At 65.4% G+C, this 19532-nt stretch carries 19 protein-coding genes, 1 tRNA gene, 1 other RNA gene and 1 pseudogene; 14 read left to right on the top strand and 8 right to left on the bottom strand.

What is annotated here, in order from left to right:
• Positions 1–1007 (bottom strand): annotated as a pseudogene (locus tag QZZ29_RS05105) (pyruvate dehydrogenase (acetyl-transferring), homodimeric type); the annotation flags it as partial.
• 263 nt (positions 1008–1270) lie between these two features.
• Between QZZ29_RS05105 and QZZ29_RS05100 the strand changes: the two are divergent.
• The 8 genes from QZZ29_RS05100 to QZZ29_RS05065 all read left to right on the top strand — a co-directional run bounded on the left by QZZ29_RS05100 (position 1271) and on the right by QZZ29_RS05065 (position 5802).
• Positions 1271–1693: a DUF3052 domain-containing protein gene (locus tag QZZ29_RS05100; protein WP_291381894.1), complete on the top strand. Its 423-nt coding sequence runs from the start codon at positions 1271–1273 to the stop codon at positions 1691–1693.
• A complete protein-coding gene (locus tag QZZ29_RS05095; protein ID WP_291381891.1) occupies positions 1690–2145 on the top strand; it encodes a redoxin domain-containing protein in 456 nt (151 codons plus the stop codon). Before QZZ29_RS05100 ends, QZZ29_RS05095 begins: the two co-directional genes overlap by 4 nt.
• Positions 2146–2201: 56 nt before the next feature.
• Positions 2202–2275, top strand: a tRNA-Val gene (locus tag QZZ29_RS05090).
• A gap of 14 nt (positions 2276–2289) precedes the next feature.
• Positions 2290–3066, top strand: coding sequence for a potassium channel family protein (locus QZZ29_RS05085; protein ID WP_291381889.1), 777 nt, complete (start codon positions 2290–2292; stop codon positions 3064–3066).
• On the top strand, positions 3063–3896 hold the full coding sequence (locus tag QZZ29_RS05080) for a Nif3-like dinuclear metal center hexameric protein (RefSeq protein ID WP_291381887.1): 834 nt from the start codon (positions 3063–3065) through the stop codon (positions 3894–3896). The genes QZZ29_RS05085 and QZZ29_RS05080 overlap by 4 nt, the downstream gene beginning before the upstream one ends.
• A 3-nt stretch (positions 3897–3899) precedes the next feature.
• The gene (locus QZZ29_RS05075) at positions 3900–4640 is read left to right on the top strand and encodes a C4-type zinc ribbon domain-containing protein (RefSeq protein ID WP_291381885.1); all 741 of its coding nucleotides are present in this window, start codon (positions 3900–3902) and stop codon (positions 4638–4640) included.
• A gap of 80 nt (positions 4641–4720) precedes the next feature.
• Positions 4721–5407: a histidine phosphatase family protein gene (locus QZZ29_RS05070; RefSeq protein WP_291381883.1), complete on the top strand. Its 687-nt coding sequence runs from the start codon at positions 4721–4723 to the stop codon at positions 5405–5407.
• Between the two features lie 164 nt (positions 5408–5571).
• Positions 5572–5802: a hypothetical protein gene (locus QZZ29_RS05065; protein WP_291381881.1), complete on the top strand. Its 231-nt coding sequence runs from the start codon at positions 5572–5574 to the stop codon at positions 5800–5802.
• Here QZZ29_RS05065 and QZZ29_RS05060 read toward each other — a convergent pair.
• Positions 5799–6572, bottom strand: a complete 774-nt coding sequence (locus QZZ29_RS05060) for a peroxide stress protein YaaA (protein WP_291381880.1) — start codon at positions 6570–6572, stop codon at positions 5799–5801. The two genes, QZZ29_RS05065 and QZZ29_RS05060, sit on opposite strands and share 4 nt — an antisense overlap.
• Positions 6573–6575: 3 nt before the next feature.
• The gene (locus QZZ29_RS05055; RefSeq protein ID WP_291381878.1) at positions 6576–7277 is read right to left on the bottom strand and encodes a TetR/AcrR family transcriptional regulator; all 702 of its coding nucleotides are present in this window, start codon (positions 7275–7277) and stop codon (positions 6576–6578) included.
• A gap of 126 nt (positions 7278–7403) precedes the next feature.
• Between QZZ29_RS05055 and QZZ29_RS05050 the strand changes: the two genes are divergently transcribed.
• The 3 genes from QZZ29_RS05050 to rnpB all read left to right on the top strand — a co-directional run bounded on the left by QZZ29_RS05050 (position 7404) and on the right by rnpB (position 9224).
• Positions 7404–8312, top strand: coding sequence for an N-acyl homoserine lactonase family protein (locus tag QZZ29_RS05050; RefSeq protein WP_291381876.1), 909 nt, complete (start codon positions 7404–7406; stop codon positions 8310–8312).
• A gap of 4 nt (positions 8313–8316) precedes the next feature.
• On the top strand, positions 8317–8763 hold the full coding sequence (locus tag QZZ29_RS05045) for an SRPBCC family protein (protein ID WP_291381874.1): 447 nt from the start codon (positions 8317–8319) through the stop codon (positions 8761–8763).
• 92 nt (positions 8764–8855) lie between these two features.
• An RNA gene (rnpB, locus tag QZZ29_RS05040) (RNase P RNA component class A) lies at positions 8856–9224 on the top strand.
• Between the two features lie 291 nt (positions 9225–9515).
• Here the strand turns inward: rnpB and QZZ29_RS05035 are convergent.
• Positions 9516–10457 carry an exonuclease domain-containing protein gene (locus QZZ29_RS05035; RefSeq protein ID WP_291381873.1) on the bottom strand — a complete coding sequence of 314 codons (942 nt, stop codon included), beginning with the start codon at positions 10455–10457 and terminating at the stop codon, positions 9516–9518.
• Positions 10458–11816: 1359 nt separating this feature from the next.
• On the opposite strand from QZZ29_RS05035, the gene QZZ29_RS05030 reads away from it, so the two are divergent.
• The 3 genes from QZZ29_RS05030 (at position 11817) to QZZ29_RS05020 (ending at position 14543) form a co-directional block, all read left to right on the top strand.
• Positions 11817–13163 carry a hypothetical protein gene (locus QZZ29_RS05030; protein WP_291381872.1) on the top strand — a complete coding sequence of 449 codons (1347 nt, stop codon included), beginning with the start codon at positions 11817–11819 and terminating at the stop codon, positions 13161–13163.
• 241 nt (positions 13164–13404) lie between these two features.
• Entirely contained in the window at positions 13405–13674 is a 270-nt protein-coding gene (locus tag QZZ29_RS05025) for a hypothetical protein (protein WP_291381870.1), read from the top strand.
• A gap of 56 nt (positions 13675–13730) precedes the next feature.
• Positions 13731–14543, top strand: coding sequence for a hypothetical protein (locus QZZ29_RS05020; protein ID WP_291381868.1), 813 nt, complete (start codon positions 13731–13733; stop codon positions 14541–14543).
• 222 nt (positions 14544–14765) lie between these two features.
• Here QZZ29_RS05020 and QZZ29_RS05015 read toward each other — a convergent pair whose 3' ends face one another.
• The 4 genes from QZZ29_RS05015 to QZZ29_RS05000 form a co-directional block, all read right to left on the bottom strand.
• The gene (locus tag QZZ29_RS05015) at positions 14766–16142 is read right to left on the bottom strand and encodes an MBL fold metallo-hydrolase (RefSeq protein WP_291381866.1); all 1377 of its coding nucleotides are present in this window, start codon (positions 16140–16142) and stop codon (positions 14766–14768) included.
• Positions 16143–16267: 125 nt separating this feature from the next.
• Positions 16268–18253: a DEAD/DEAH box helicase gene (locus QZZ29_RS05010; RefSeq protein ID WP_291381865.1), complete on the bottom strand. Its 1986-nt coding sequence runs from the start codon at positions 18251–18253 to the stop codon at positions 16268–16270.
• Between the two features lie 47 nt (positions 18254–18300).
• A complete protein-coding gene (locus tag QZZ29_RS05005) occupies positions 18301–18438 on the bottom strand; it encodes a hypothetical protein (RefSeq protein WP_291381863.1) in 138 nt (45 codons plus the stop codon).
• 306 nt (positions 18439–18744) lie between these two features.
• On the bottom strand, positions 18745–19350 hold the full coding sequence (locus QZZ29_RS05000; protein WP_291381862.1) for a hypothetical protein: 606 nt from the start codon (positions 19348–19350) through the stop codon (positions 18745–18747).
• Between the last annotated feature and the right edge of the window lie 182 nt (positions 19351–19532).

The following is a 19532-nucleotide window of genomic DNA, read 5'->3' as shown; positions in this document are numbered from 1 at the left end:
CGAATGAAGGCGCCGGACTCGGCACGGAACGTCTGGAAGTCGCCGTCGGGGACGGTGTTCATGAGGTTGGTGAGAGCTCCGTCATGGTCGCGCGCGAGCAGCGGGTCCCAACTGCGGCCCCAGATCACCTTGATGACGTTCCACCCGGCTCCACGGAAGAATGCCTCGAGTTCCTGGATGATCTTGCCGTTGCCGCGCACCGGGCCGTCGAGGCGCTGGAGGTTTGCGTTGACCACGAACGTCAGGTTGTCGAGCTTCTGGTTGGCCGCCAACTGCAGCATGCCGCGCGACTCGGGTTCGTCCATCTCGCCGTCGCCGAGGAATGCCCACGTGTGTTGCTGGGACGTGTCCTTGATGCCGCGAAGTTTCAGGTAGCGGTCGGTCCAGGCCTGGTAGATGGCCGACGCGGGGCCGAGTCCCATCGACACGGTGGGGAATTCCCACAGGTCGGGCATGAGGCGCGGGTGAGGATAGGAGGACAACCCACGACCCGCGGCGGACTTCTCCTGCCGGAACGAGTCCAGGTCTTCCTCGGTGAATCGTCCCTCGACGAGTCCGCGGGCATACACGCCGGGTGCGGCGTGACCCTGGAAGTAGATGTGGTCGCCGCCTGCGGGGTGGTCCTTGCCCTTGAAGAAGTGGTTGAGTCCCACTTCATAGAGCGTGGCCACTGAGGCATACGAGGAAATGTGTCCGCCGACGCCCTTGCCGGCCGCCTGGGCGCGCGTCACCATGACCGCCGCGTTCCAGCGGATCCAGCCGCGGTAGCGACGCTCGAAGGGTTCGTTTCCCGGGTACTCGGGCTCGTTGTCAACGTGAATCGTGTTGACGTACGGCGTATTCAGGCTAAGAGGAACCGAAAGCTGCTTGCCCGACGCGTGTTCGACCATGCGATCAATGACGTACTCGGCGCGGGTCGCGCCGCCATCCTCGATCATTCCGTCGAGCGATTCGAGCCACTCGTTGGTCTCTTCCGGATCACTGTCGATCGCGCCGTGCTGTGCCACAGGGGACCTCTCGTTTCAGCGCGAGGTGTCGCGCTCATGTCACGTGTAGGTGGTTTGCGGGGGTACCGCGTACCAGAACATTCTTGCCACATCCCGGTCCAATGTCACGCCAAGCCGTGTCGCAAAGCGGCCTGCGGGTTTAGCGCAACCCGTGACACGCGACAGGTATCGCCGTTGCGACGTGCGCACTCGGCCCCGTACTGTGGTGCAAACGAGCACATACCAGTGTGCTCACCAACGAAAGGGGCAGGCGGGCCGTGGCCATGACAGAGGGCTCGGAAGCGCTCGATACCGCAATGGTGTCGCGACTGGGTGTGACCCAGGGGATGGTCGTACAGGAATTCGGGCACGATGCCGATGTGTGCGACGCGCTTCGCAGAGCGATCATGTCCGTTACAGGTGAAGACCTGGTGGACGAAGACTACGGTGATGTCACCGATGCGGCGATCGTATGGTTCCGCGACGGCGACGATGATCTTGCTGACTTGCTGATGGATGTTCAGTCCTTGCTTGACGGCAGCGCCCAGGTGGTGCTCTTGACTCCGAAGGCTGGCCGCCCTGGCCATGTCTTGCCCCGCGATGTCGAAGAAGCGTCCTCGCTCGCCGGACTGCACGCGACGTCGACTTTCGTCGTTGACGCATCGTGGACGGCAACGCAATTGGGGGAGAAGGGCCGCTCCAAGTGACCCATCCCCTCGTGGGTCACCTCGCTCCGGACTTCACACTGTCAGACCAGAACGGGATCAACGTCTCGTTGTCGGCACTGCGCGGCACCGACGTGCTGCTCGTGTTCGTGCCGTGGGCGTTTTCGCCCGTGTGCACGTATGAACTCGAGCAGTTGCGCGACGCCGAGGACCTGGTCGCGTCTGACGCGAAGGTGTTCGTGGTGAACTGTGACTCGAAGTTCGTCAACCAAGAGTGGGCATACCAGAACAAGTTCCCAGGCACGCTGCTGAGCGACTTCTGGCCACACGGAGAGGTCAGTCGCGCGTTCGGCGTGTTTGACGAAGAGTTGGGTCGTTCCCAGCGCGGCACCTTCCACATTGACGCCGACGGCGTTGTCAGGTGGGCGCTTGTGAACCCCACGGGAGACTCCCGCGACCTCGACGCCTACCGGAAGGTGCTTGGACTCGTCTAGTCTGTCTGCGCGTGAGCGCTAAGCCGGCGTTCCCCGAATAGGGAACAATGGTGCGCGGGCCCTTAGCTCAGTTGGTTAGAGCACTGCGTTTACACCGCAGGTGTCATCGGTTCGAGTCCGGTAGGGCCCACGGAGGGAGTCACGATGGCGTTGGGTCAGTTGCGCGAGTTTGTCAGCGGTAGCAAGTACGACGCCTACGCGCGTCGCACCGACGGCATCTTGCTCGCGCTGGGGTTCGTGTTTCTGGTGGTCTGGACGCTCGGCACCGTCGCTGTTGACCTGCCGCATCCCATACCCGTACTCATCGGCACGCTCAATGCGCTGATCTGGCTCGCGTTCGTAGTCGACATCGTGGTGCGGGTGACGCTTGCTCGCAGCTCGTGGCGGTTCATCCTGAAGCACCCGCTCGACATCCTCGCTGTGCTCTACCCGCCGCTGCGGCCGCTCAAGATTCTCGCGGTCTTCAGCAACGGCTCCAAGGTATTGCGCGGTCAGGGCGCGGTCAACGCCACCAGGGCCGTTGTGCTCTCGGCTGTACTGCTGATCTGGATCGCGGCGGTCGCCATCCTGGGCGCCGAACGTGGGGTACCGGGGTCCAATATCACCAACTTCGGCGACGCGGTGTGGTGGGCGATCGTCACCACGACCACCGTCGGCTACGGCGATTTCTATCCGGTGACAGTGACGGGACGCGTCGTGTCGGGCGCGCTCATGGTTCTCGGGATCTCCCTGATTGGTGTGATCACCGCCTCCGTCGCCGCGTGGTTTGTCCGGCTGACGACCGCGGAGTCGGACGAGCGCGACGAGGCGTCGATCGCCAAGAACGAGCAGGAGATTGGGCGCCTTCACGACAAGATTGACGTGCTTCAGGAGAAGATCGACACGTTGCTTGACGATCGAAGGGCGCAGGAGAAGTCATGACGACCGTCGCCGATGTGGTCGCCTGGGTTGAGAAGCGCTTTCCTCCAGAGCTTGCGGAGGAGTGGGATGCTCCCGGTCTCGCCGTGGGTCATCCCGCGCAGCCGGTGGCGCACGTTCACTTCGCGGTAGACCCCACGCTCGCGGTGATTCGCGAGGCGATCGACGCCGGGGCGGACCTGCTGATCACCCACCACCCGCTGCTGCTGCGCGGGGTGACCTCGGTGGCGGCAGACACCGTCAAGGGTGCCGCCGTGCATGCCCTCGTTGAGGGCGGCTGCGCGCAGATGGCTGCCCACACAAACGCCGATGCCGCGGCGACCGGCGTCGCGGACGCGCTCGCGGTCGCCTTGGGAGTGAGCGTCGATGGACCCTTGGTGCCCGCGCCCGGACATTCCTCGCCTGTCGGGGGCGGCCGGGTGGGCACGATCAAGCCCACGTCCCTCACGAGGTTTGCCGCCGACGTGGCGTCGGCGCTGCCAGCGACCGCCGCCGGGGTGCTGTATGCGGGAGACCCGGACGGCATCGTCGCCACCGTGGCGGTGCTGGGAGGCTCAGGAGACGCCTACCTGGACGATGCGGCGGCTGCCAGCGTTGACGCCTACGTGACCGCCGATCTGCGTCACCACCCAGCCTCGGAGGCACGCGAGGCCGCGATGCTTCGTGACGGCAAGCCGTACCTCGTCAGTGTCTCCCACTTTGCCTCCGAGTCGCTGTGGCTTGCCGCCGCCGCCGCCGAGGTGGCGAGCGCGTTTTCGGTGACCACTTCGGTGAGTACGCTGAACACCGACCCCTGGACCGGCCGAGTGCCGTCGTCACCATTCAAGGAGTGAACAGTGCCTAAGGCCCCCGTGGCTGACCAGCTCCGGCTGTTGACCGTGCAGGACCTCGACACCAAGCTGGCGCAAGCGCGCCACCGCCTGGTGAACCTTCCGGCGCGTCAGGAACTCGATGAGGTGACGGCCGAAGCCGCCTCGCTCGAGGAGACCAGGGTCGAGGCGGCGACCGCCGTGACCGACCTGCGCCGAGAGGTCACGAAGGCCGAGGACGACGTGGTGACCGTGCGCGCCCGTGCCGACAGGGACAACCAGCGCATGCTGTCTGGCGCAGGGTTGGCGCCCAAGGAACTGCAAGCGCTGCAGAGCGAGTTGGAGGTACTCGCCAAGCGCCAAGGCGACTTGGAGGAGATCGAGCTGGACGCGATGCAACGGCTCGAAGACGCCGAGGCCGAGGCCACTCGCGTCATAATGCAGATCGATGCGGTGGCCGCGAAAGTAGCCGACATCACGGCAAGGCTCCACGACGAGGCCGCAGACATCGACGCCGAGATCGTGTCGCTGAGCGCTGGCCGCGCCAATGCGGCGGCCGGACTCGATGAGGGCCTGCTGGCACTGTACGAGAAGTTGAGGGTCGCGCACGGCGGCACGGGCGCGGCGACTCTCCAGCACGGCGCCTGCCAGGGCTGCAACATGAGCCTCAACCCCGCCGATCTCGCCCACATTGAAGCCGCCCCGGAGGACGACATCGTCCGCTGTGAGGAGTGCGGAAGGATCCTGGTGCGCGGGGCCGGATCGTGACCCCGGACGCCACCACCCCCTCACCTGACACCCCCATAGCTCTCCCAGGAGCGCGCTCGCCGCTGTTTCGGGTCCAGGGAGTGGAGCTCCTTAGCCCCCTCACCCTCGTATTTGTGCGCCACGGGGTGACGGACATGACGATCACGCAACAGCTGTCCGGATCGGGGGTTCCGGGTCCCGCATTGAACGCCGCGGGTCGCGTGCAGGCGGCCAAGGCCGCCGACGCCATCCACGCCATCGGCCGCCGCTCGTGGCCCTCGGCGGCCACGGCGAGCCGCGTGATCGCATCGCCGATGGTGCGCACTCAACAGACGGCCGCGGCCATCGGCCGGCGGTTGGGCGTGCATCCCGAGTCGGAGGACCGGCTTCGTGAGATTCACTTTGGACAATGGGAGGGCCGCACCGGCGAGGAGATCGCAGCGGACGACCCTCAGATCATGCACCGGTGGCGATTCGGTGAGATTGCCGCCGAGGGCGGAGAGTCGTTCGCCAACGTGGGCGAAAGGCTCGACGGTTTGCTGGTCGATCTCGCGGCGCAGCACGCTCAGTTGGCGAGTTCCGGCAACGACGAGCACCGCACGTGGGTTGCCGTATCCCATGCGGTCGCCATCAAGTGCGCCGTAGGGCTATCGATGGGCATGCCAGCCAACCGGTGGGGTGCCATCTGGCCGGTTCCCGCATCGCTGACGATGCTCCAGCTCAGGATCTCGACGACGGGTCAGATCGTAGAAAGGCACCTCATGTCCGTGGGATCGCCCACTGACTAGGGCTGGCCGCAAGGGAGCGCACCGATGTCGGATGCATGGCGGGAACCGGTGGCCGCCTTCCTCCACGCGGTGCTCGCCATCGCCAGCCTCGCGCGGAGTGAGGGCGTCCTGCTACGGCTCGCCGGCTCGGGGACCCTGGAGTGGCCGCAGTCGTATCAGGAGACGTGGCTCCGTCGGCCCCTGGAATGGGTAGACGGCAAGCAGATCCTTTTGTGGTCGAGCACCCCACGATGGGAGTGCTGTCCCAAGCCGAACCGCGGGTCACTCTCCAGGGAGCCACCCACGATTTGCCAAACCTGCCGCTGTATCGGGCGACCATCGCCAAGTTTGCCCAGACGGTCAACGAGGTGACGGCCGAGCGCGGGATGGTGCTGCAGACGGAACGAGTGCGCTAGCCCGCAACCACCAAGGTGAGTACGTCGGGCCCCTTGGCGCGCGCCTCGAGCGCCACGTCGACCAATGAGACCCCGATGAGACCTGCAGCGGCGTCGGCGACATCCCGTGGCGACTGAGGGGCGGTCTCGAAACGCATCAGGTGTCCCGTGAGCAGCCCGCGCGTGTGCTTGGCCATGTGACTCACCACGCTCCGCTTGCCATCCAGTTCGCGAAGCACCTTGACCGCGACCCATGGGGCGTGGCGTGGTGTCCACGCGGCGGCGTAGGAACTTGACCGGCAGTCGACAACGACGGTGCCGTCGGCCGCAGCAGTGAGGGGTCCGTCGAGGTGATTCCTCCAGAACGCGCCCAGCGGCCCGATGCGGCCCAGCGTGGTCGCCATGGAAAGCCGGTAGGCCGGGATGAGGTCGGCGGGGGAGACCGCGCCCCACAGGGCGGAGATGACGCGCACGCGCTCGTCTGCGCGACGCATCGTCGCGTCGTCCCACGCGGCCATGCCCGCCGCGTCGTACAGCACGCCCGTGTACACGGAGGCCGACGGGCCCGTGGGTTCGGTCCACAGCCGGGTGTTGCGGGCGACGTCCTTTGCGAGCGAGGGGCCCACGCCCAGGGCGGTGAGGGCGTTGCGTTGGCCGCTCACCGTGGCGAGGGCATCGCCCACTCGTCGGCGCGCATCGGCGAGCATGGGATGGCTGAGAGCCGCCAGGTCGACCGGGTCTCCCGACGTCGCCGGGGTCTTGCCTTCGGAGGGAGGGAGGAGCACGAGCACGGGCTACACCCTATGCGGGCCCGCCGTCGCGATGATGCGCGCAAGGCCCCACTCGAACTGTTCGTCGGAAGACACGGTGCCGAGGTGCGCCGCCGCGGGTCCAGTCAGGAGGGGGTAGGCGCGGGGGTCGAGTGCCGCCAGCAGGTCATGCCACTGCTGTGCGTAGGCCGCCGGACTCTGCGCGTGGGTGCGCGGTACCTCCCACTGGACCTCGCCGATGGTGAAGCACAGCGATGAGTAGAAGAGGCGAACGGCGTCTTCGGTCCCGAGTCCGCCGGCGCGCATCGCCCCCAACAGGGTCTCGAGGTGGTCGAACACGGCAGGGATGGTGACGCGGCCATTGGCGAGCAGGCCCGCCAGCGACGGGTGAGCCAGTGCCGCCTTGCGGAAGCGCCGAAAATACTCGCTCACCTGATGCCTCCAGTCGTCGCCCGAGTCGGGCACCGTGAGGTCCGCGAAGAGTGCACTGGCCATCTGATCGACGAGTTCCTGCTTGCTCGCCACATAGCCGTAGAGCGTCATGGTCCCGACGCCCAGCCGGCGGGCGAGCCGGGGCATCGTCAGTTCGGTCAACCCCTGCTCGTCGGCGTGCCGGATCGCCTCGTTGACCACCGTGTCGATGGTCAGCCGCCGTGGTCGGCCCGCTCGTCGTGCGGTGGACGGGGGTCCGGGCTCCGCGCCCGCGTCGGCGTTGGTAGGCATCATGCTCCTTCTCTTGACAGTAGTTTCAGTATGACATACGGTAATTCGAAATCGAGCGTCAGACACGCCAGAACCGCCGCTCGAGGGGAACGGTGCAATCCCGCACCGTCACATAAGGAGGACGCAACCATGGCTGATCCAACGGACCTGATCCACGATGTTCGGGTTATCTCCACCGGGAGTGTGGACATCCATCCGGAACATGCATACGGGAGCAACACACCGATGTACTGGTGGATCTTGACCTCGCGTCGGTGGCTGAATCGACGTCCCATCAACGTCTTCGTCGTTGAGCACCGCGACGGATTGGTGCTCTTTGACACTGGACAGGACCGCGCCAGCGTGACCGATCCCGGGTACTTCCCTGGCGGCCCCCTTCGCCTGCTCTATCGGCGGCTGGCGCGGTTCGACATCCCGGCTGGCCAGACCTTGCCCGCGGGCCTGTGGCGCCTGGGTTACGCCAGCGAGGACGTCGTCGCGGTCGTCCTGTCTCATCTGCATCAGGACCACATCGGCGGGCTGGCGCACCTCCAGGGCCCCAGGATCGTCACATCAACCGCGGAGCATCGCCAGCTGACAAATCCGCTGGCGGAGACCCAAGGCGTGCTCCGCTCACACATCGACCTCCCCGGTCTGAGATGGGAGCCCACCGAGTTCGGGCCCCTGGGCGACCCGGATCTTGCCCCGTTCACCCACGGCTCAGACCTGATGGGCGACGGAAGTCTCATCCTTCTCCCGACGCCCGGTCACACGCCGGGATCCCTTTCCATGTTGGTGCGGCGCCCCGGTCTCGATCCGTTGCTGATGGTCGGGGACCTCACGTACGACGCCGACGCGCTGGAATCCGCCGGTCGGCTGCCGGGCGTGGGCTCTACCCGTCTGCTCAGGCAGAGCGCCGATATGGTCCTGGAGCTGAAGCGTCGGCACCCCGGTCTGCGAATCCTCGCCGCCCATGACCCCGCGGCCGCGACGTCTCTTGAGGGCGCTCGCCGAACGCCAGCCGGGAATCGATCCCGCCACCACTCGTCGAAAGGATGATTCCATGATCACGTTTACCAACACGCTCATCATCGACCGCCCTGTCAGTGAGGTCTACCAGTATCTGTCCGACCTTGAGCACATACCCGAATGGAACTGGGCGGTCGAAACGACGACGAAGACCAGCCCCGGCCCGGTCCGTGTGGGGGCCACTTACCGCCAGACGCGCGCGATCCCGCGGCCGGCCGTGGAGATGCTCACGGTCACGGCTCTGGACGAGCCGCGCCGGATAGAGGTGCGCGGAACGCTTGCGGGGCTTCCCGCCCGCCTCGACTACGCATTGGCCGAAGATTCCGGGGCGACCCGGCTGGTTAATGCCGTCGAGTTGGAGACCCCAGGCACGCCGCGACTGTTCGCGCAGCTACTTGGAGATCGAATCAAGAAGTCGGTGGCGCAGAACCTGCGCGCGCTGAAGGAGACGATTGAGCGGGCACACTCCAGAGCGGTCTAGGTTCGCCAAGTCTCCCGACATAGACGGAGTCTTGTCTTCGGAGTGCAGGCAGGAGCAGGACTCGTGGTTACGTCCTATGCTTGAGCCGCGGATGAGTTGGCCAGGCGGTCGCGTTGCGGGGAAACCCGTACCGAGGAACGTCCGGGCTCCGTAGAGCAGGGTGATGGTTAACAGCCACCCGGGGCGACCCGCGGGAAAGTGCCACAGAAAATAACCGCCTCCGGCCTCGGCCGGCGGTAAGGGTGAAAAGGTGAGGTAAGAGCTCACCGCGTCGCTGGTGACAGCGTCGGTCACGGTAAACCCCACCTGGAGCAAGACCAGACAGGATGCGTTTGAGGGCTGCTCGCCCGAGTATCTGGGTAGGTTGCTAGAGGCGTGCGGCAACGTACGTCGTAGATGGATGGCCGCCCTTCGTGCCCCGTGCACGAGGACAGAACCCGGCGTATCGGCCAACTCATCCGCCGTTATGGAGTTTACCAGGGAATTCATCGTGACGCTCCATTAGAATTCCCCGAGAATCCCGCACGAGAAGCGAGCGATGCGATGCCAAGCACGCCGTCGATAGCCTCGCGGGTGAGGTCGTCAGAGTCCGGCCACAGGTGCGAATACGTGTCGAGAGTCTCGCTCGCGCTCGCGTGTCCTAGGCGCTCCTGAACCACCTTCACTGACTCGCGCGGGCAAACCCCGTCCGGCTCTCACCCCCGAAGGCCGGGTGGGGCCTATGGCAAAGCGCCTCGGACTACCGGATGACGCTATCGCCGAGTGGACTCTGCCTCGTCGAGCCGGTCCCAGAATTCGACTTCGTTGAGCACTTCGATTTTGTGGCCCTTGTCGCGCCACTTGGCCGCTGCCAGCGCTTTGCCGGTGGCAAAGTCGTCGGGGTTGTGCCCGGTGAAACCGCCCCCGATCACGAGCAGCGTCGTGTGCTTGTTGACGCCCTTTTGAGCGATTGCGCCGAGGTCCGCAATTCGTTGCCACGCCTCGGGGCGGGGCACGGCGAGACCCCCGGTGAACACGACGACCTCACCGTAGAACGGGTTGCTCGGGTCGGCGGCGGTGTTGGTTTCAGGGGACGCGGGGTCTTCACCGTACGACTTGCGGATAGCGTGGCTTGGTTGCCAGGCGGTCGGCCCCGTCCGACCCATCCTCACGCCGTTTCCCCCCAGTAGCTCATCGAGAGACCGGGCATCCGCTCGTGCGGCCAGAGCAATCGCTACGCGCGCGGCGCCATCGGCGTCGGCTCCGGCGTCGTGGTGGCGGTTGAATTCAATACCAAGGTCGCGGCACACGAATGGGAGGCGGTTCGATGGGAGGTTCAGCATGCGCCGCGCCAAGACCAGGGTGCACACGTAGTCGAATTCGGGCATTGTTGCCGGCGTTGCTGCGCAAGCGGCGCGCATCGCGCCCATGTCGAATCCTGCGTTGTGCGCGATTAGGGGGAAGCCAGCGGCGAGGTCGGTGATCTCTTCGAGGCGATCGCCGAAGCGTGGCAAGCCAGCGACGTCGTCCGGTCGGATCCCGTGGATCGACATGTTCATGGGTTCGAAGTAGTCGAGCTCGCGCGGGGGCTGACAGAGCCACGACCCGCCGGAGATTACTTCACTGTCGCGGACTATCGAGTACCCGAAGGCACATATCGAACCGCGATTCGAGTTTGCTGTTTCTACGTCGACTGCAAGGAAATCGAGACCCATGCGCCCCCCAAACTAGTTCGCGTTCTTGACAGTAATTCGCGCGTTCGAGACTGGCAGCCCTTGCGCGATGTATGAAGCTCGAGCGCAAGCCCGGGCCCGGTGGTGACCTGGGTTGGCCAACGTGTCCCACCTTGGACGCGTACCGTTGATTACCGATTCGTGATGTGCCATGTCGATTGCGGTGAAATCCACGTCACGCACGAGGCGCGACTCTCACGAATGCGTCGCGCGCCATCGCGACGTACTCCGCCGGGAGCACTTCAACCGAAGGGCTATCCAGACCGCCGGGCATAATCCACGGGCGCTGGCCTTTCGGTGACTCGATACGCCGTAGACGCTGTTTCTCTGTATCCAGCCAGGCGTTCCAGACTTTGGAGATGTGGTTCGCGGCTGCGAGGGTTTGGGACACAGTTCCCGATTCCAACCAGTGCGGCTCGGCGGGTGCCTCCGTTGGCAGTTCCGCCCACCGGGGCGCGACTAGGTTGGAGCGCGTCCGCTGGGCGTAGGCATGTATCGCCGCTTCGATGGTGGCCCTGCGCGCCTCGACCTCCCGTCGCAGCAAGTGCATCGCAGAATCGAAACTGAGCGGGTCTGCCTCGAGACCGGGAACACGGGACGGTACGAGTGTGACCACGAACCTGTCCGCCGTGAGAGACCAGACCTTCGATGCGAATTTTGGATCATCGCGCTGGATCACGACGGCGTTTGTGTGGCGTGTTGAGAATTCTTCGACCTGCGAGGTGAGCCAAACCACCAGTTCACTGGACGCTTGTCCCACGTTCAATGTCGCTATTCCGAGCACCTTGATCCCCCGTAGTAGTTCGATTCTCTTTGCATCATGCCTCAGTACGCCAACCGAAGGATGCACACCGGCCCGTTCTCACGTGTTTGTGCGCAAAGACGTGCTCGGGCACATCGCGACCGGTGGTGAGTTCTCGTTTTGCTACTTCCCGCATTTCGCACCTCCACATGTCTCACTACTACGGTGGCATCGCGGTCTGACACGTGGGACCCCCAGACGCGCCCTACCTGGCGCTGTCTCCCCCCGGGCGGAGTTTTTGTGTTCGGTCTAGCCGCCATCGCTGGAAAAGATGCACCCGAGCGAGTCGCCGCGATATTGGACTAGCAGGGCATCGACAAACACCTTGCCATCGGCTTCGGAGAGCACGCCGTGCGCCCAGTCGAGCTCGCCACACTTTGCCCGCGTCTTTGACGTCTAGGGCACCCGGCTGATCTCGGTGACTTCGCGCCCCCGCGACGCTTGCGCACGCCCGCAGTGACGTCGCGGCAATGTGGCTAGGCGCCGTGGCGGCAACCACTGGGATATTGCGGCGGCGCTATGGTGGCCAAGTTGGCGTCTTGGAGAAACTGAATGGGGGGACCGACTTGGAAGAGCAATGGGAGCAGGCAAGGTTAATACCGGTTGTCGGAACGGGCGCAGGTAGCGAACGGGAGCAGCGCGCGACATCGGCGTTGCTCGCGGTGCTTTCGATAGTTCGCCCGTTTTCGAACGCCATGCTCGGGCCGCTCGGCGCCAGCAAGGCCGCTGCAGCACGGGTAGATGCCTACATCGAACCGCCATTCAAGACAGCGCTCAAGACTGGCGTTCGCCCGGACGGGTTGATCCGAGTCACGTATGGGAGCCAGACCCCGTTCACGGCTTTGGTTGAGGTCAAGACTGGCAACAACGATCTCGTTGCAGACCAACTCAACGCATATATCGACATTGCGCGCACAGAGAAGTTCGATCACGTCATCACGATCTCGAATGAGATATCCCCATCGGAGGGCATCCACCCGACTGCGGGTTTGAAGGTGACCAAAGCTTCTCGGGTCAAGGTGACTCACTTCTCGTGGACTCGGATTGCAGCGTTAGCCGTGCGTGTGAGAGAGAGCATTGGTGTAGGGGATAAGGAACAGGAGTGGGTTCTTGGTGAACTCCTGCGGTATCTCGAACATGCTTCATCTGGGGCACTCGACTTCGACGACATGGGCGAGCATTGGGTCGCTGTCCGTGAAAGCGTGCGCAACGGCTCGGTCAAGCGCTCCGATCCCGGTGTCGCCGATATCGCGCGGCGCTGGGACCAACTGCTCACCTATGCGGCAATGAAACTTGAGATTCAGCTCAACGAGACGGTCGAGGCAGTCATCCCGCGCGCTCAAAAAGACGATGCGGCCTCCCGGCAGAAGGCGTTCGTGAAGGAACTATCCGAGACGGGAGCCCTCTCGGGCTCTTTGCGCGTTCCTGGCGCGATTGCAGAATTAGATATTGTGGCCGACCTGCGAACACGTCAGGTCTCGGTGTCCAGCACTTTTCGTGCGCCAGGGGACAAGAAGGCTCGCGGCAGTATGGGCTGGCTACTGAGGCAACTCGACGATGCTCCGGGTCGTCTGCTCATCGAGTCTTTCCCCAAGGGTGCTGCGCATGGCGTCGCCGCCGAGATCTCCAAGCTCCGCGAGGACGCGACAGACGTTCTCTCGGAAATGCCTGGCGACATCGCCAAGTTCAAACTCCACTTGATCAAGGACCTGGGAGTCAACCGCCGCAACGGAAAGTCCGGCGGGTTCGTCGAATCAGTCCTGGCGGCTATATCCGACTACTACGGCTCCGTCCTCCAGCACCTCGTGCCGTACCAAGCGAAGGCGCCACAGGTAGCATCACCATCCACTGGACCAGACGACCCAGCGCTGGGATCAGTCAAATAGCACGCCCCACCGCCTAATATTCGCGCACGACCTGAAACCTCGCCAAGATGTCCACACCCGCCCAGACGCGGCTCGCCGCGCTGAGATCCCGGGTGGGGCTTTCTCCAGCGCCGTAGACCCATCGGTTGACTCAGGTAGCCACGTAAACCTATAGTCACTAGTACCGAAGTACCGAAGTACCGAAGTATCGGAAGCGACTAGCAGGCACTACCGTTCCGAGACTTCCTCAACGGAGGGCATTATGTCTACCGCAACAGCCCCAATCAAAGTTTCCGCCGAGAGCGACAGCCTCATTGGGCATGCCGCACACTTTCTCGGGCGCGCAAAGAAGGATCTCGTCGACGAGGCAATCGTTGAGTACATCGAGCGCCATCGCGAAGAGATTAGCGCCGCAGCACGTGAGGCGCTTCGTGAAATTGGCACTAGCCGCTCGTCTCGAGTCGCGCTACTTGCCGGGATCTCGTCAGATGAACTCGCCGCAGTCGGCGGCATAGCGGAGCGCGACAATTAGCCGCCGACCGAGTGCCCAGTTTGGCGCAGAACTGAGCAGCCAATAGCGTCGCTGGCATGGGGGACGACCGCGATCAGATTGTCAGGCCAACCGTACGTTGCCTGACCGAAGACATTGGCCTCCAACTGCCGCTGGTGACAGTCCCGCTGCACGGACTCGACTTGCCCATCATCAAGAGGGCCCAGCAGATTCCCGCCAAGCAACGCGAAAATGGCGCCGAGCGCATCTTGTCCCTCAAAGACCGCGTATGGCTCAAGGCAAAGACCAGCCGAGAGCGCGGGGCGGTCACCGAGCACCCTCATGTCGGTGAGAGGCCGGGGACTCCTGAATGTAACTGGTGGCTCGGCGCGGTGGGGTTTCGCGAAGAAGGTAGCGGTGACGACGCCTACGCAGCTCTCAAAGCGCGCTCGACCGTCGCAAAGGACAGGTCCCCATCAGGAATCGACACGACATGGATGTTGCCGACGGCAACCGACGCACTGCGCCATCTCGCCGAGTTTGCCGCCGCCCAAGAAGATGCGATGTACAAGCAGATCTGCGCGCTTGTCGCCGAGTCAGCCCGTTCGGGCAAGACGCTAAAGACGGTATATGGCAGGCACTCCATCGAGGTGCACGTGAGGGTCCATGACCACGAGACTTACCTCGCGGTGGGGGCGACGGGGGTCACAGATTATCGAGAAGTCGCGGCATTGCTGAGTTCCATACCGGGAATGACGCCAGATGACTGGCTACCTGAGCCGGGCGAAGTCCTCGGGATAGAGCCCCACCCCGGGCAGATTGTCTTCTCGGCGATCCTCCTCCCCGCTGCGCTCGCAGAGATCTTGGACGGGAACCCGCCCGGAGCGCTTGACGTGCGCGACGAGACGTAGCAGCCGCTAGAGTCCATGCGGTCGCTGCACCGCGGCGGAGTCCGCAGATAGTCCGCAAGAACTCCAGCGACTACCACCAACCACCACCAACCGCGCGAACTATCGTGCCTGTTACCTATTGCTTTCGACCAATAGCCACTAACTGCCGTCTGTGCAGGGATGATTCCCGGCGTAGCAGCCAACTCATCCGCCTCTTGGGGACCTGACCTGCGGGAATGCCAGTCAGCCGAGGCGGACTCGTTCTCCGTGGCGTGGGACGACGGCGAGCCAGCCCAACTCGGACCGTACCCGCGCCGCTAACGCCGCCGAGGACTCCGGCTCGCCGTGCACCACGTAGAGGACCTTGGGCGGCGACGGGGTACTGGCGAGCCAGCCGAGGATCTCGTCGGCGTCGGCGTGCACGGAGAACCCGTCGATCTGGACGATCTCGGCGTGCACGGGCACGTACCGCCCGTGCATCTTCACCTCGGTCGCGCCCTCAACCAGGTCGCGGCCGCGCGTGCCAGCCGCCTGGAAGCCGACCAGGACAACCGAGTTCTCCCGGTCCGGGAGGAGATGGCGCAAGTGGTGCACGACCCGGCCTCCCGTGGCCATCCCGGACGCGGAGACGATGATGCAGGGCTTCCCTGGTCGGTTCAGCGCCATCGATTGCTGGGGCGTGTGTGCCTCTTGGACGTCGCGCGGGTCGAGCACCCCCGGCTCGAGGTCCGTCCTCAGTTCCGGGTTGCCCACGGCGAGCGCTTGCCGGTAGACGCCGAGCGCGCGCAGTGCCATCGGGCTGTCCACGTACACCGGAACCTGGGGGATTCGGCCGGTGTTCATCAGCCGGTCGAGCGCGACCAGCACGATCTCCGTCCGGTCAACCGCGAACGCCGGGATGAGCACGGTGCCGCCGCGCTCGATCGTCCTGTTCACCACCTCCGCAAACTGGTCGATCTCGCCCTCGACATGGTCGCGGTTGCCGTAGGTGGACTCGACGACGATCGTCTCGCTCTCCGGGGGCCGCGGAGGCGGTCGAAGCAGCGGGTGGCCGGGGCGCCCGAGGTCCCCGCTGAAGGTGATGCGGTGCCCCACCACGTCGAGCACCGCGCTCGCCGAGCCGAGAATGTGGCCAGCAGGCTGGAGCGTGACCTCGACGCCGGGGCACACCTCGACTGTGCGCCCAAAGTCGACGGGTTGCAGCATCGGCAGCGCCCGAGCGACGTCCGCGGTGTTGTACAGCGGGCGAGGCTGCGCGTGCTTGGAGAAGCCCTTGTCGGCGGCGTAGCGCGCGTCCTCCTCCTGGAGGTGGGCGCTGTCCTTCAGCACGATCGCCGCGAGTTCCGCAGTGCCCTCGGTGCACACCACCGGTCCCTCGAAGCCCTGCCGGACCAAGGCAGGAAGGTAGCCGCAGTGGTCCAGGTGAGCGTGCGTGAGCACGGCTCCGTCGATCTCCGACGGATCGACGGGAAACGGCGCCCAGTTGCGCCGTCGCAGTTCCCGTACGCCCTGGAAGAGGCCCGCGTCCACGAGCACCCGATGCCCGTCCGTCTGGAGGAGGAACTTGCTCCCGGTCACGGTCCCGGTCGCGCCGAGAAAGGTCAGGGTCGCGTCGCGCATCTCACGGCTCCCGTCTCATGGACGACGCCTCGCGAGTGGTGGGGCGGCAGGTGGTGCGAAACCTGCACTTCAACCTTACCCCCGCACTGGTGGAGCGTGGAGGTCATCGACGCCGTCCGGCGGCCTCAGCTGGCGTCCTCCGCGGCGAGCGCGTCGGTGAGGAGTCCGACCAGGGTTTCGAGTTGCACGTTCGTGGAGGATGTTTCGTCCTCGTCCGGCGCTCCATCCAAGGCGCGGGCGGCCAGGCCCGACTTGCTGTCGATCAGCTCGGCGATCTTCGAGTCGATGGTCTGCGCGGCGATGATCCGCCACGCGGTCACGGGCTCTTCCTGGCCGATCCGGTGGATTCGGTCGATCGCCTGGGTCTGTTCGGCGTCGGTCCAGGACAACTCTGCGAGCACCAGGTTCGAGGCGACCTGAAGGTTCAGGCCCACGCCGGCGGCCATCAGGGAGCACACCGCAATCGACACGTCGGGGTCGTTCTGGAAGGCGTCAATGTTCCTTGCGCGCGCTGTGGGGGTCTGGTCCCCGCGGATCGAGGCGTAGCGGATGCCGCGATCGGCGAAGGTCTGCTCGGCCTGATCCATCACGTCGATGTGCTTGGCGAAGAACACCACCTTGCCGACGTTGCGGGCGAGCTGTGCGGCATAGTCCGCTGCCAGCCCGGCCTTGGCCTGGCCGATCCGGCGGACCATCGTGAAGACGTTCTCCGCGCCGCCCTGCTCGCTCGACTCCTTGAGTTCCCATCCCGCCACGCGGCGCACGAGCTCGTGGTCGATCCCGTCCACCACCGCGCCGGAGGTTCGCGCCTCCAGGGCGGATTGGTAGCGACCCACGAGCCGCTTAGCAAGCGCGGCCTCGGCGGCGCGGATCGACCGGCCTGCGGCGCCGTCGAGTTCGACCGGCAGGTCCGCCACCCGGCGGGCCGGGATGTCGGCCGCGACGTCGACCTTGCGGCGGCGCACGATGCCCATGTCGATCACGCTGGCCCGCGCGGCGGCGTAGAACCCCGGGTCGACCGGGGTGAGCCCGGTCTCCTCAAGTGCGCCCATCAGCGCGCCCTTGGGCATGGTGTCGTCGATCCAGCCAAGGAACTGCCAGATCGCGCGGAAGTCCTCGATGTCGTTGATCAGCGGGGTGCCGGTCAGTGCCATCAGCAGCGGTCGGGCCGAGCGGGCGCGGATCCGTTCCGAGATCGCAAGGATGTGCTGAGAGCGCTGGGAGCGCTTGTTCTTGATGAAGTGCGCCTCGTCGACGATCATGCCGCGAAAGCCCAGGTCGCCCAGCCAGCCGACGTGTCGGTCCAGGAGTTCGTAGTTCACGATCACGATGTCCGCGAACCCGTCGACCCGTTCGCCGTCGCCATGGACCACCGTGGACCGACGCTGGGGCGTCCACATCCCGACCTCGTGCGCCCAGTTGGTCTTCACCACGTTGGGGGCGACCACGAGCAGCGGGTAGGCATTGGCCGCTTGGGCGGCAAGCAAAGCCTGGGCCGTCTTGCCGAGTCCTGGTTCGTCGGCGAGCAGGAACGTCCGATGGCCCGCGGCCGCAGCCGCGACTACCCGGGCTTGGTGCGGCATCAGCACCCGGCCGAGGGGAACGGGTGTGGGGCGGGCCTCGGGCAACAGCATGCAGGCGGGTGCACCGGTGGCGCCGCGCTCGAAGGACCTGAAGAGCGGCTCAAGCAGTTCCCAGCCAGCAAGTCGTCGGGCCCTGGAGGCGTTTCGCGCGGCGGTGGCCTCGAAGTCGGGGGCGAGGAACGGATTCGCGAGTTGGCGCGAGATCACCGACTGGGGCACCACCTGACTCTTGGCGCCGGGCGCGGTTGCCGCCGGTGGCGTGGGCGCGGGCTCCTCGGGAGGCTCCAGTCCGCCGGCACGCATCAGGGTCGCCTTGAAGGAGCGAGCCGAGTCGGAGACCCGGGCGTCGTCGGCGAGTAGCGCGAGCAGCGAGGTGTCGCGGGCCGCAGTCCTCGCCAGGAGGGTCGCCACGGCGTCGAGCTGTTTGAGCTTCTTGGAGCGCTGTGCTTCGTTCGAGTTCTTGTCGGCCAACAGCCGGGCCCGCTCCTCTCTCACCAGCAGTGCCACCACCTGGTACTTCGTGCGCACCGCAGGGCGCGTCGGCGGTCGGCGCACAGCGCTGTTGACTTCGCGCGCTACGCCGGCGAGAACCGGGATGATCCCTGGTTCTGACGCATGCGGCGTGCGGCGCCGGTCAGCGCCGCGCTCACTGCGCGCGCCACCGGACCGGCGTTGGCCTCGTCGTGCCACATCTCCTCCGTCTCCGCATTCACACCGCGACCGCGGCGCGGTCGCGGTGTGCCGCATCCGTCCGGGACTGGTCGGGTACCGAGCCCGCGCCGGCGTCAGGGGCGACTCGGTCACTCAACACTCAGGCCAGGGCGAAGAGATCGGCCGCCAGGCCACCGCGTAGCGACCCCGATTGCGCCGACTGCGGGCCCGCGCTCATGCCGATGATGTCACGCCGCGGACACATCTGATGAGCCCGGTCTGTAGAGAATCTTACGTGAAGTGACTGGGTCTGCCGCGGGCGGCGCGCCGCTGCCTCGCCGTGAGCCCCAGCGCGATGCGCTAGGGGGCTAGTAGGCGGCGACGTGCCCCCAGAGTTCACCGCTCGAACTGACCCCCAGGGTGAGCGCGCCACGCGCGCCCCTTTCCGCGATCTCGAAGAGTTCCGTCAGCCCTTCCCGTTGCGACGGCGAGAGCTCTGCGGCCCTCTTGCCGCGGACGGTCAAGACCACCTGCGACTGCCCCGCATGCTCACCTGTGGTGACCTCCTCGAGGGTGAAGGTAGCGCGAAATGTGTGCCGCTCGCGCTTGCGGAGCAGGGCGCGTGCCTCGTCGTAGTGGACACCATCCTTGTCGAGGTCCTGCTCGATTGTCGGCGGCGTGTAGTCCGCGTCGGCCGTCTTCCCATGCACGTGGAGCCAAGCCGCCAGGGCGGTGTCGGAACACATGTAGATGAGCAACGACTTCTTGCCATTGAGGTTCTCCACCAGCGCGGGAGCAAACACGCGCCGTTCGATCTTCGCTACTCGTCCGAACTGGTCACGTATCGGGTGATGGCTGCACAGCCCAACGCTCGCTTCGTCGATGCTGACGGCAATGGGCTTGCGCCAGCCGCTGCGCCGTCCCCGTGTGAGTTCGACGGCACACAGTGTTCCGACGGAAAGAGACTGAAACACTCGCGGATGGGACGACTCATCGGCTCCCCTCCGCGTCGATTTACCGAATATCCACAGCGCCTCGGCCGGTAGCGAGTCGGGTCGCGGCGCTCGAGCACCGTCCTGCGGCGAGAAGACGATGCCACCATCGTCTGCAGTATCGAGGGGAGGCTCTGGAACGGCCGGCGGCGGAGGCGGTTGCT

The sequence above is a fragment of the Demequina sp. genome (assembly GCF_016278765.1).
Lineage (GTDB): Bacteria > Actinomycetota > Actinomycetes > Actinomycetales > Demequinaceae > Demequina.
Note: the sequence above shows the minus strand (reverse complement) of the source record. Positions and strands in the feature narration are given on the sequence as shown.